The organism is Hydrogenophaga sp., assembly GCF_018780075.1.
Lineage (GTDB): Bacteria > Pseudomonadota > Gammaproteobacteria > Burkholderiales > Burkholderiaceae_C > Hydrogenophaga.
In genome coordinates, this window is sequence record NZ_JADMKB010000005.1 from 16812 (window position 1) to 28733 (window position 11922).

Annotated in this window: 12 protein-coding genes; 9 read left to right on the forward strand and 3 right to left on the reverse strand. The window is 64.4% G+C overall.

Annotated features, from left to right (window positions below; genetic code table 11):
• The first annotated feature begins 9 nt into the window (after positions 1–9).
• The 4 genes from arsJ (at position 10) to arsB (ending at position 3263) form a co-directional block, all read left to right on the forward strand.
• On the forward strand, positions 10–1272 hold the full coding sequence (arsJ, locus tag IV088_RS02000; RefSeq protein ID WP_291097134.1) for an organoarsenical effux MFS transporter ArsJ: 1263 nt from the start codon (positions 10–12) through the stop codon (positions 1270–1272).
• 9 nt (positions 1273–1281) lie between these two features.
• The gene (locus IV088_RS02005; RefSeq protein ID WP_291097136.1) at positions 1282–1611 is read left to right on the forward strand and encodes a helix-turn-helix transcriptional regulator; all 330 of its coding nucleotides are present in this window, start codon (positions 1282–1284) and stop codon (positions 1609–1611) included.
• A 77-nt stretch (positions 1612–1688) separates the two neighbouring features.
• The gene (locus IV088_RS02010; protein WP_291097138.1) at positions 1689–2183 is read left to right on the forward strand and encodes an arsenate reductase ArsC; all 495 of its coding nucleotides are present in this window, start codon (positions 1689–1691) and stop codon (positions 2181–2183) included.
• A 66-nt stretch (positions 2184–2249) separates the two neighbouring features.
• A complete protein-coding gene (gene arsB / locus IV088_RS02015) occupies positions 2250–3263 on the forward strand; it encodes an ACR3 family arsenite efflux transporter (protein WP_291097140.1) in 1014 nt (337 codons plus the stop codon).
• A 390-nt stretch (positions 3264–3653) separates the two neighbouring features.
• Here arsB and IV088_RS02020 read toward each other — a convergent pair whose 3' ends face one another.
• The 3 genes from IV088_RS02020 to IV088_RS02030 all read right to left on the reverse strand — a co-directional run bounded on the left by IV088_RS02020 (position 3654) and on the right by IV088_RS02030 (position 7006).
• Complete coding sequence (locus IV088_RS02020; protein WP_291097142.1) at positions 3654–4856, reverse strand: branched-chain amino acid ABC transporter substrate-binding protein; 1203 nt, start codon at positions 4854–4856, stop codon at positions 3654–3656.
• A 190-nt stretch (positions 4857–5046) separates the two neighbouring features.
• A complete protein-coding gene (locus tag IV088_RS02025; RefSeq protein WP_291097144.1) occupies positions 5047–5481 on the reverse strand; it encodes a DNA polymerase III subunit chi in 435 nt (144 codons plus the stop codon).
• 13 nt (positions 5482–5494) lie between these two features.
• Positions 5495–7006: a leucyl aminopeptidase gene (locus IV088_RS02030; RefSeq protein ID WP_291097146.1), complete on the reverse strand. Its 1512-nt coding sequence runs from the start codon at positions 7004–7006 to the stop codon at positions 5495–5497.
• 25 nt (positions 7007–7031) lie between these two features.
• Between IV088_RS02030 and lptF the strand changes: the two genes are divergently transcribed.
• From lptF to IV088_RS02055, 5 genes are all read left to right on the forward strand, one after another.
• Entirely contained in the window at positions 7032–8153 is a 1122-nt protein-coding gene (lptF, locus tag IV088_RS02035; protein WP_291097148.1) for an LPS export ABC transporter permease LptF, read from the forward strand.
• Positions 8150–9268 (forward strand): LPS export ABC transporter permease LptG, encoded by a 1119-nt coding sequence (lptG, locus tag IV088_RS02040; protein WP_291097150.1) that lies wholly within the window; start codon positions 8150–8152, stop codon positions 9266–9268. The genes lptF and lptG overlap by 4 nt, the downstream gene beginning before the upstream one ends.
• A gap of 5 nt (positions 9269–9273) precedes the next feature.
• On the forward strand, positions 9274–9639 hold the full coding sequence (locus IV088_RS02045; protein ID WP_291097152.1) for a CbiX/SirB N-terminal domain-containing protein: 366 nt from the start codon (positions 9274–9276) through the stop codon (positions 9637–9639).
• The gene (locus IV088_RS02050; RefSeq protein WP_291097154.1) at positions 9636–10580 is read left to right on the forward strand and encodes a CysB family HTH-type transcriptional regulator; all 945 of its coding nucleotides are present in this window, start codon (positions 9636–9638) and stop codon (positions 10578–10580) included. The genes IV088_RS02045 and IV088_RS02050 overlap by 4 nt, the downstream gene beginning before the upstream one ends.
• A gap of 114 nt (positions 10581–10694) precedes the next feature.
• On the forward strand, positions 10695–11873 hold the full coding sequence (locus IV088_RS02055; RefSeq protein ID WP_291097156.1) for a pyridoxal phosphate-dependent aminotransferase: 1179 nt from the start codon (positions 10695–10697) through the stop codon (positions 11871–11873).
• Positions 11874–11922 lie beyond the last annotated feature (49 nt).

Below are 11922 nucleotides of genomic sequence, written 5' to 3' on the forward strand. Positions count from 1 at the left end.
ATGTCGGACGTGACCGCATCGGCTTCCACAGCGGGTACCGCCACCCGCAACTACGCCATCGTCACCGCCGCCTACTGGGGCTTCACGCTCACCGACGGCGCGCTGCGCATGCTGGTGCTGCTGCACTTCTACCGCCTGGGCTATTCGCCCTTCACGCTGGCCTTTTTGTTCCTGCTGTACGAAGCGGCCGGCGTGCTGGCCAACCTGATCGGCGGCTGGCTGGCCACGCGCTACGGCATCCAGCGCATGCTGACCGTGGGCTTGGTGACGCAGATCACAGGCTTCACCCTGCTCTCGCTGCTCAACCCGGCTTGGACGGCGGTCATGTCGGTGGCCTGGGTGGTGGTGGCGCAGGGCATCTGCGGCGTGGCCAAGGACCTGACCAAGACCGCGAGCAAGTCGGCCATCAAGATCACCGCCGACCAGGCCAAGAACCAGGGCTCGGGCCAGTTGTTCAAGTGGGTGGCGTGGTTCACCGGCAGCAAGAACGCCATGAAGGGCTTCGGCTTTTTCCTCGGCGGCCTGCTGCTTGATGCGCTGGGCTTCCAGCACGCGCTATGGGCCATGGCCGGCCTGCTGGTGATCGTGCTGGCCGGTGTGGTGGGCTTCGTGCCGCCGCTCATGGGCAAGAGCAAGGCGTCCAAGTCCGCCAAGGAACTGTTTGCCAAAAACGCGGGCATCAACGCGCTGGCCGCAGCGCGCGTGGCGCTGTTCGGCGCGCGCGACGTGTGGTTCGTGGTGGGTGTGCCGGTGTTCCTGTATTCGCAGGGCTGGACCTTCACCATGGTGGGCGGTTTTCTCGCGCTGTGGACCATCGGCTACGGCCTGGTGCAGGCACTCGCGCCCAACATCGTCAAACGCAGCCCGGACGGGCTGACCAGCGAGGTACCGGCGGCGCGCTGGTGGTCGCTGGGCCTCGCGCTGATTCCGGTGGGCATCGCCGCCGCCGTGCTGCTTGAAGTGCCGAATTTGCAGTGGTGGGTGGTCGGCGGCCTGGGCCTGTTCGGCTTTGCCTTCGCGGTCAACTCGTCGGTGCACTCCTACCTGATCCTGGCCTATGCCGGCAGCGAGAAGGCGGCCGAAGACGTGGGCTTCTACTACGCCGCCAATGCGTTGGGGCGCTTCTTTGGCACGCTGATGTCGGGCCTGCTCTACCAGTGGGGCGGCCTGCTCTATGCGCTGGTGGGCTCGGCGCTGATGCTGCTGGTGTGCTGGCTGCTCACGCTCGGTTTGCCGACCCGGTTGACTGTGCCCGGTTCCCCCACCCACTGAGGAGACCCCGTGGAAGAACCCGAAGTGATCAAGGCCCTGGCCGCGCTGGCCCAGGAAACGCGTTTGCGCATCTTTCGCCTGCTGGTGGTCGCGGGGCCCGACGGACGGACCCCTGGCCACATGGCGGACGAACTGGGCACCGCGCCCACCGCCCTCTCGTTCCACTTGAAGGAGTTGAGCCACGCCGGCCTGATTGCCGCCGAGCGCGATGGCCGAAACCTGATCTACCGCGCGTCCATTCCGACGATGAATGACTTGCTGGGCTTCCTGACGGCCCACTGCTGTCAGGGTCAGGCCTGCCTCGACATGCCAACCAAGCTGGATTGCAGCCGCTGCTGACAAGCCCCAGGCCACGCCCCCCCTCACCACAGCTTCCTCAACCACCGCCAGCCGCCGCGGCTGAAAGGATCTTGAACATGTCCGTCTACAACGTGCTTTTCCTGTGCACCGGCAACTCGGCCCGAAGCATCATGGCCGAGTCCATCCTCAACCACCTGGGTGGTGGCCGGTTCCGGGCCTTCAGCGCCGGCAGCCACCCGGCTGGCCAGGTGAACCCCCACGCCATTAAGCTGCTGCAGCGCAACCACTACAAGACCGAGCGCCTGCGCAGCAAGAACTGGGACGAGTTTGCCCAACCCGATGCGCCGCACATGAACTTCGTGCTCACCGTCTGCGACAAGGCCGCGGGTGAGGTCTGCCCGATCTGGCCCGGTCAGCCTATGTCGGCCCATTGGGGCGTGCCCGACCCGGCCGAGGTCAAAGGTGACGAGGAAACCTTGAAAAACGCCTTCGCCGAGACCTTCATGGTCCTCAGTCGCCGCATCGCCCTGATGGTGAACCTGCCGTTTGACAAGCTCGACCGGCTGGCCCTGCAGAAGGAGCTGGTGGACATTGGCCAGCAACAAGCCTGAGCCGACAATCCATGGTGCAGCCCGGTCGCTGAAGCGATCGGGCGTTTTTCTTTTGTGAGGTGAGCGATGGGTGTGTTTGAGCGTTACCTGACCGTGTGGGTCGGCCTGGGCATTCTGGCCGGGGTGGGTTTGGGGCTGGCCATCCCCGGTGTCTTCCAGGCCGTGGCCGCGATGGAGATCGCGCAGGTGAACCTGGTGGTCGCGGTGTTCATTTGGGTGATGATTTATCCGATGATGATCCAGATCGACTGGCACGCGGTGAAGGACGTGGGCAAGCGTCCCCTCGGCCTGCTGCTCACGCTGGTGGTGAACTGGCTGATCAAGCCCTTCACCATGGCGGCGCTGGGTGTGCTGTTCTTCCAATACCTGTTCGCGGGCTGGGTCGACCCGCAATCGGCCAGCGAGTACATCGCCGGCATGATCCTGCTGGGCGTGGCGCCCTGCACGGCCATGGTGTTCGTGTGGAGCCAGTTGGTCAAAGGCGATGCCAACTACACACTCGTGCAGGTCTCGGTGAACGACCTCATCATGGTGGTGGCGTTTGCGCCGATTGCGGCCTTTCTGCTGGGCGTGACCAACGTGACCGTGCCCTGGGAGACGCTGCTGCTCTCCACCGTGCTGTACGTGGTGCTGCCGCTGCTGGCGGGCATGGCCACGCGCCGGGTGCTGGTGAACCGCTCCTCCACCGCGCTGGGGCAGTTTGTGGCGCGCCTCAAGCCCTGGTCGGTGGTCGGCCTGATTGCCACCGTCGTGCTGTTGTTCGGCTTTCAGGCCGGCACCATCGTGGACAAACCCGGTGTGATCGCCCTGATCGCGGTCCCGCTGATCCTGCAGTCGTACGGCATCTTCTTCATCGCCTGGTGGGGTGCCAAGCTGCTGAAGCTTCCACACGACATCGCCGGCCCGGCCTGCCTGATCGGCACCTCCAATTTTTTCGAGTTGGCAGTGGCCGTTGCCATTTCCCTGTTCGGTCTGAATTCGGGCGCGGCGCTGGCCACTGTGGTGGGGGTGCTGGTCGAGGTGCCGGTGATGCTGTCGCTGGTGGCCATCGTCAACGCCTGGAAGCCCAAAACCGCCTGAACCTGTTGCACGCCACCCCGTCCATACCCGGCCTGAATGTGTGGCGCCCGGCCGACGGTGGACGGGGTGCATGAGATCGCACGCTCTGTGGTGCTCGCGCCAGAACCTGCTGCGCCTGAGCGACATGTCCACGGTTGAAAAGGTCCACCAGGGTGGCCATGTGCTGTCAAAAGCGCGACCCCACGGGCGGTGATTCTGGCCGCAGAAGGCATCGCACCCTCAAGGGCCTGGGCCCCAGGTGGGGCGCAGGCGCTTCACGCCGGCCATGCCAACCGGACCTGCGTGTTTGACCGGATCGACAACCCGTTCAACAAAAAAAAGGCCACCCTGAGGTGGCCTTTTTGCAAGAGCGGAAATCCCCAGGATTCCCGCCGCTTCGATCCCACTTGATCAGCGGATCACAGCGATGGTGGTGCGGGCGCCGCCCTTGTAGGTCATCAGCGTCAGGGCACCGTTCTTGATGTCGCCCTTTTCGTCGAACGCGATGTTGCCGGTCACGCCCTTGTGGTCGATGGCCTTGAGTGCTGGCAGGTACTTGGCCGGCTCAGACGAGTTGGCCTTGACCATGGCTTCGGCCATCACCTTCACCGCGTCGTACACGTAGGGGGCATACACCTGAACGTCGCTACCGAACTTGGTCTTGAAGTCGGCGCGGAACTTTTCCATGCCGGCCTTCTGCTCGCCTTCAACGCCACCGGCTTCCGCGCAGTAGACCTGGTCGTCGGCCATGCCGTCACCGGCCAGCTTGGGCAGCTCGCTGGAGCAGATGCCGTCGCCGCCCATGAACTTGGCGTTGATGCCGAGCTGCTTCATCTGCTTGAGCATCGGGCCGGCCACGGCGTCCATGCCGCCGAAGAACACGACGTCGGGCTTCTTGGCCTTCAGGGTGGTCAGGATGGCGTTGAAGTCGGTGGCCTTGTCGTTGGTGAATTCACGACCCACGACCTTGCCGCCGGCAGCCGTCACGCCTTTTTCGAACTCGTCGGCCACGCCTTGGCCGTAAGCGGTGCGGTCGTCGATGACGGCGACGTTCTTGCCCTTGAGGGTCTCCACGGCGTACTTGCCGAGGGTGCCACCGAGGTGCACGTCGTCAGCCACCATGCGGAACACGCCCGCGTAACCCTGGCGGGTGTACTTGGGGTTCGTGGCCGAGGGGGAGATTTGGGGAATGCCTGCGTCGTTGTAGATCTGCGAAGCAGGGATGGTGGTGCCGGAGTTCAGGTGACCGATCACGCCGGCCACTTTCGCGTCCACCAGCTTTTGTGCAGCGGCGGTGCCCTGCTTCGGATCGGCAGCGTCGTCTTCGGCCAGCAACTCGAACTTGGCAGGCTTGCCATCGATGGTCAGGCCAGCGGCATTGAGTTCTTCAATGGCCATTTTGGCGCCGTTTTCATTGTCTTTGCCGAGGTGGGCAATGGCACCACTGGTCGGACCCACGTGACCGATCTTGATCACACCGTCGGCGGCCGGGGCTGGAGCGGGTGCTGCGGCAGGTGCTTCAGCGGCAGGAGCGGCTGCCGGAGCGGCCTCTTCTTTTTTACCGCAAGCAACCAGAGCGACGGCCGCAGCAATAACGGCCAGTTTGATGTTCATGTGCATAGATATCCTCGGAAAGGAATAAAGGTTGGAATGCGGAGGGAACTTTTTCTCCACACCCATAAAGATACTCCAAAACACCAGCACTTTCGCGGGCTGCGCCGTATTTGCGCGGCATCTTCGAGGGTTTGCCCCAGCCCGCATCACGCCAACGCATGGGCCATAAGGCGTGCGCATGAAGCGGAGGTCAGGTGTCCCGCGAGGCGGCGAGATCGTGCGACAACGGTTCGATGCCAGCGGCCTTGTACTGCCGCCACCGCGCGCGCGCGCCCTGGCGGTCCTCTGGGCCGCCACCCACCAACTCGATGACCTTTTCGAACCGCCCCAGTTCCGCCGGCATGGCGCCGCCCATGTTGACCAGCACATCGGCGGCAAAACCATCCGTCTCGCGGGCACTCAGCAGAATGGGGGAATGCCGCAGCACGTGCACCGGATCGGAACCACGGGCGTGCGGCACGAACTCGCCCGGCCCCATGAGCCAGAGCGCAAGGTCCAACGCGTCGAGGGAGGGCTCATCGCCCAGCACCAGCAGCCTCGACCCCTTCAGGTAGGCTTTGCGAAGCAGTCGACAGGCGTAGACTCGCTTGTCGCCCACGTTGAGATGGAAAGCAACCTCGGTCATGGCGACCAGGCGGTCAAGCTCGCCGAGACGCCGCCACAACCCGGCGCTTTTTCTGAATGGGTTTGTCGTTCTCCGCCACGGCGGCTTGATCAACCAGATACTGAAGCAGCAAAGGCACGGGTCGTCCGGTGGAGCCTTTGGCGGCACCGCTCTTCCAGGCCGTGCCCGCGATGTCCAGGTGCACCCAGGGCGTTTCGGCGACAAACTTCTGGAGGAACTTGGCGGCGGTGATGGCCCCGCCCGCGCGTCCAGCGACGTTGCCCATGTCGGCAAAGTTGGACTTAAGTCCCTCGGCATAGTCGTCGTCCAGCGGCATGCGCCAGCACAGATCGAGGGAGCGGTCCCCGGCCACACGGAAGGCATCGGCCAGCTCTTCGCGGTTGGCAAACAGCCCGGAACGGACGGCACCGAGCGCAATGACACAGGCCCCGGTGAGGGTGGCGATATCGACCACACAACGGGGCTTGAACCGCGCCGCGTAGGTCAACGCGTCGCACAGGATCAAGCGCCCTTCGGCGTCGGTGTTGAGTATCTCGATGGTCTGCCCACTCATGCTGGTGACCACGTCCCCAGGTTTCACCGCCAGCCCGTCGGGCATGTTTTCACAGCTGGGGATGATGCCGACCACGTTGATGGCTGGCTGAAGCTCAGCCAGCGCAGCGAAGGTGCCCAGCACGCTCGCTGCCCCGCCCATGTCGAACTTCATCTCGTCCATCTCGGCCGCTGGCTTGATGGAAATGCCGCCCGTGTCGAAGGTGATGCCCTTGCCCACCAGCACCACGGGTGCACTGCCCTTGGCTCCACCTTGGTACTGCATCACGATGAAGCGCAGCGGTTCGGCCGACCCGCGGGCCACGGCCAGGAACGCGCCCATGCCCAGAGCGGCCACTTCCTTCGGACCCAGCACCTCGGTCTTGATGCGTGGTTGGCGGCCCAGCTTGCGCGCGGCGTCGGCCAACTGACTGGGCGTGGCGTGGTTGGCGGGTCGGTTCGCCCATTCCTTGGCCAATTCCACCCCCGTCACCAAGGCCTGCCCCATCTGGAACTCCTGACGCGATGCCGCCAGATCTTTCACCCCCAGCACGACCTGTTTGAGCGATCTCGCGTGGGCCGAGGGTTTGGTGGTCACATAGCTGTAGGTCGCGTCGGCCGCCGCAGTCATGGCCGTGCGCACCACAGCAGCGTCACGCTCCAGCAACGACAGCAGGACACCCAGCTTCTTGACCCCAGGCACTTTCAGCTGACCCAGACCCGCAGCCATCGCCTTGCGCACCGACGAAGACGAGCCGTCCCCGGCACGGACCAGCACCACACGACCGGCCTTGAAGCCCGCCGGGCGGTAGCACGACAGGCACTTGCCCGCGCCCGACTCCAGATCACCCCGGCGCAAAGCCTCGCGAACCAGCTCGGTCAGCGCATCGGTACCGTCGGCAGCGACCAGGCTGTCGGGCACCAGCACCAACACGGCGTCGACGGCCCACTGAGCCGCTTGAGCGCCTGAAAGGGGTTTGAGTTCAAAGTCCATAATTGCGTCTTTCCGGTTTCATTCGATGTTATTCCATTCTTCTATCCGCACGGAGCTGGCACGCAGTTTTGGGGCCACTCTGGTGGTGCTGTTCACCATCGTGCTGACGGTGCTGCTGATCCGCACGCTGGGCATGGCCTCGCGTGGCAGCGTCAACCCGGAAGAGGTCATGCTGGTGCTGGGTTACACCGTGCTCGGCTACACCCAGACCATCCTGACACTGGCCCTGTTCATCGCCATCGTCTCCACGCTCTCGCGCATGTACCGCGACAGCGAAATGATCATCTGGTTCTCCAGCGGGCGCTCGCTCGGTGGCTTCCTCAGCCCGGTGTTCCGCTTTGCCTGGCCCATCCTCGCGGTGATCGCGCTGATGGTTTTCTTTGTCTGGCCCTGGGCCAACCAGCAAACCGAAGACCTGCGCGCCCGGTTTGAAAACCGGGGTGACCTGCAGCGCATTGCGCCGGGTCAGTTCCAGGAGTCGTCCAGTGGTCGTCGTGTCTTTTTCATTGACAAGGACACCGCCGACGGCACGGAAGGCAAGAACGTGTTCATCTCCAGCATCGAAAAGAACGGCAACGAAACGGTCACCTCGGCCAATTCGGGGCGCATCGAGTGGGTCAAAGAGCGGCAGTTCCTGATGCTCAACAATGGCCAGCGGCTGGAGAACGACCCGAAAACCGGGCGCATCAAGGTCAGCGAATTTGAGCAGTACGGTGCCCAGATTGGCGCGGCCGCCATCTACACCGGCAGCGCGAGGGCGCTGAAAGCGCGCAACACGCTCGCGCTGCTCAAGGACCCCACGGTGGGCAACATGGGCGAGTTCGGATGGCGCATCGGTGTGGCGCTGACCGCGTTGAACCTGGTGTTGCTGGGCGTGGCCGCGACCATCAGCAACCCGCGAGCCGGCAAAGGCGGCAACCTCATGTTCACCCTGTTCGCCTTCATCGTTTACTTCAACATGCTCAACGTGGGACAACGGTGGGTGGCCTCCGGTCAGATCAACTGGGTCACCTTGCTCGTGCTGCTGCACGGCATTGTGTTTCTGCTGTGTGCCGTGTGGCTGGCCAAGCGCCACCACAACGTCAGCCTGCTCGACCTGCCCCGCCGCTTCCTGGCGGGTCAACGGTCCACCGGAGCGGTCGCATGAGGACCATCCGCCGCCTGATCTATGGCGAGATCCTCATCGCCACCGGATTTGTGTTGCTGGCCTTCCTCTCGCTGTTCTTCTTCTTCGACTTTGTGGAAGAGCTGGGTTCGCTGGGTCAGCCCTCGCGCCTGGACCCGAAGGTGATCTACGAGATGCGCCACGCCCTGCTGTACGTGGGCCTGCTGATGCCCAGCCGGGTGTACGAGTTGCTGCCCATTTCGGTGTTGATCGGGTCGGTCGCGGTGCTGGCGCGCCTGGCACAGAGTTCGGAATACACCATCCTGCGCACCAGCGGCCTGGGGCCTTGGAAAGCGCTGCGCACCCTGCTGGGACTGGGCTTGCTGTTTGTCGCGCTGACCTTCGCCATCGGCGACTACGTGGCCCCCATCGCCGACAAGACGGCCCAGTTGCTCAAGGCCCGCTACCAGGGACGCATCAGCCTGGGGCAGACGGGCGCCTGGCTCAAGGAGCGGCAGACCCACAGCAATTTTTCGGTGAACGTGGGTTCGCTCTCGCCTCAGGGTGAACTCGGGGAGGTCCGCATCTTCGAGTTCGACAACCAGGGTCTGCTGGTGTCCACGCTGCAAGCTGAAAAAGGTCAGATCGAAAAAGACACCTCCTGGACCTTGCGCAAGGTGGTTCGCCGCGAGTTCGAGACGTCGGGGCAGCAGTCGGCCAAGATTGTCAAGAGCGTGCACCGGACGTATCACTGGCCCAGCAGCATTTCGGCGGAGATGATCTCGGTCGCCTTGCTGAAGCCCGACCGCATGCGCACGGCGGACCTGTACGCCTACGTGCAGCACCTGGAAGCCAACGGTCAGACCGCCCAGCGCTACGAAATCGAGTTCTGGCGAAAGGTGTTCTACCCGCTCAGCTGCCTGGTGATGGTGGTGCTGGCGCTGCCTTTTGCCTACTTCCATTTCCGCAGCGGCGGGATCACGGGCTATGTGTTTGGCGGCGTGATGATCGGCATCAGCTTCTTCCTGCTGAACAACGTCTTCGGGCACATCGGCAACCTCAACCATTGGCGCCCCTGGCTCGCGGCGGCGTCTCCGGCCATCATCTATTCCTTCGTCTCGCTCGGTGCCTTCGGTTGGCTCGTGCTGCGGCGGTGAACCCCATGCAAGGTGTGATCGTGTTTGCCCATGGTTCGCGCGATCCGTTGTGGCGCGCGCCGGTGGAGGCGGTGGCCGAACAGATTCGGCGCACCGATCCGCACGCCAAAGTGGCCTGTGCCTACCTGGAGCTCTGCGAACCCGATCTCCAGTCGGCCGCCAGCGCCCTGCTGGCCCAAGGTGCCACCCGGGTGCGGGTGCTTCCGCTGTTTTTTGGCATGGGCAAACACGCCCGGGAAGACCTGCCCGTGCTGATGGCCGAGCTGGCCGCGTCTCACCCCCACGTGGTGTTTGAACAGCTGGCGACCGCCGGCGAAGACCCCCGACTCACCGCGCTGCTCGCTCACATCGCCCTGGAACCCCGCACATGAATTTGCACCAGTTCCGCTTCGTGCAGGAAGCGGTGCGCCGCAACCTCAACCTGACCGAAGCGGCCAAGGCGCTGCACACCTCGCAACCGGGGGTGTCCAAAGCCATCATCGAGCTCGAAGACGAGCTGGGCATCGAGATCTTTGCGCGGCACGGCAAGCGCATCAAGCGCGTCACCGAGCCCGGCCTCCAGGTGCTCAAGAGCATCGAGGTCATCCTGCGTGAGGTGAACAACCTCAAGCGCATCGGCGAGCAGTACGCCGCCCAGGACAGCGGCACGCTGTCGATTGCAACCACACACACCCAGGCGCGTTATGTGCTCCCGGGACCGGTGGCGAAACTGAGACAGGCCTACCCCAAGGTGGCGATCAGCCTGCACCAGGGCTCGCCCGATCAGGTGGCGAAGATGCTGATGGAAGAGGTGGCTGAGATCGGCATGGCGACCGAGTCGCTGACCAACTACCCCGACCTGGTCACCCTGCCCTGCTACGAGTGGCAGCACGTGCTGGTGTTCCCGCACGATCACCCCCTGGTGAGCCGCGATCGCATCACGCTCGAAGATCTGGCCCAGGTGCCGCTGATCACCTACCACCCCAGTTTCACGGGCCGCACCCGCATCGACCAGGCCTTTGCCCTGCGCCACCTGCGGCCCAACATCGTGCTCGAAGCCATCGACTCCGACGTGATCAAAACCTACGTCAAGCTGGGCATGGGGGTGGGCATCGTGGCCGAAATGGCCATGCAGGGCGACAACGCGACGCCCGATCTGGTGGCCCGCCCCGGAGCACAGCTGTTCGGCCACAACCTGGCACGTGTCGCCTTCAAACGCGGCAGCTACCTGCGCCAGTTCGTGCTGCGGTTCGCCGAGCTGCTGAGCGACCGGCTTTCGCGTGAACTGATCATGAAAGCCATGAGCGGGACGCCGGACGACTATGAACTTTGACCCCCCCCCGCGCCGGCCTGACGGCCGTCACCCCCCAGGGGGCAACACCTGTGGCCCGGCGAAGCCGGTTCCACGGTGTTCTGGCTGGGGTTACCTTGATCGCCGGACATTGACATGGCAACTCTCATACCCAGCACCCCAGCCCTCACCTCCCGCCTGCCCAACGTGGGCACGACCATCTTCACCGTCATGTCCACCCTGGCGACCGAGGTGGGCGCCGTCAATCTGGGTCAGGGGTTTCCTGATTTCAATTGCGACCCCGCGCTGGTGGACGCGGTCACCCACGCCATGCAGGCGGGCCACAACCAGTACCCGCCCATGCCGGGTGTACCCGCGCTGCGCCAGGCCATGGCGGCCAAGATGCAGGCGCTTTACGGCCTGCGCAGCGACGCCGCCACCGAGATCACGGTCACGGCGGGTGCCACGCAGGCCATCCTCACCGCCATCCTGGCCGTGGTGCATCCGGGCGACGAGGTCATCGTGCTCGAGCCCTGCTACGACAGCTACGTGCCCAACATCGAGTTGGCCGGTGGTGTGGCCGTGCGCGTGCCGCTCACGCCGGGCAGCTTCCGGCCCGACTTCGACCTGATCCGCGCCGCCCTCACGCCGCGCACCCGCGCGCTCATCATCAACAGCCCGCACAACCCCAGCGGCCAGGTGTGGAGCGATGCCGACATGTTGCAGTTGCAGGAGCTGCTGGCGCCCACCGACGTGCTGCTCATCAGCGACGAGGTGTACGAACACATGGTGTTCGACGGCCAGCAGCACCAGAGCGCGGCGCGTTTCCCCGGCCTGGCAGCGCGTGCCTTCATCATCAGCAGCTTCGGCAAGACCTACCACGTGACCGGCTGGAAGGTGGGCACCGTGGTGGCGCCTGTGCCGCTCACGGCCGAGTTCCGCAAGGTGCACCAGTTCAACGTGTTCACCGTGAACACGCCCATGCAGCACGCACTGGCTGCCCACATGGCCGACCCGGCGCCCTATCTGCAGCTGAGCGCTTTCTATCAGCGCAAGCGCGACCTGTTCCGCGAAGGCCTGGCCAGCACCCGCTTCACGCTGCTGCCGGGCCAGGGCACCTACTTCCAGTGCGTGGGCATCGGTGATCTGGCGGTGCCCGAACGCGACCTGCCCGAGGCCGACTTCTGCCAGTGGCTCACGCGCGAGATCGGCGTCGCGGCCATTCCGCTTTCGGCGTTCTACGGCAACGGGTTTGACCAGAAGGTGATCCGTTTCTGCTTTGCAAAGAAAGACGACACGCTGCACAGCGCCCTGCAGCGGCTGGCCCGTCTGTAGCGGCCCAGCGTTATCTGCATCACGTTTCTCCCGCCACGGTGCACCGGCG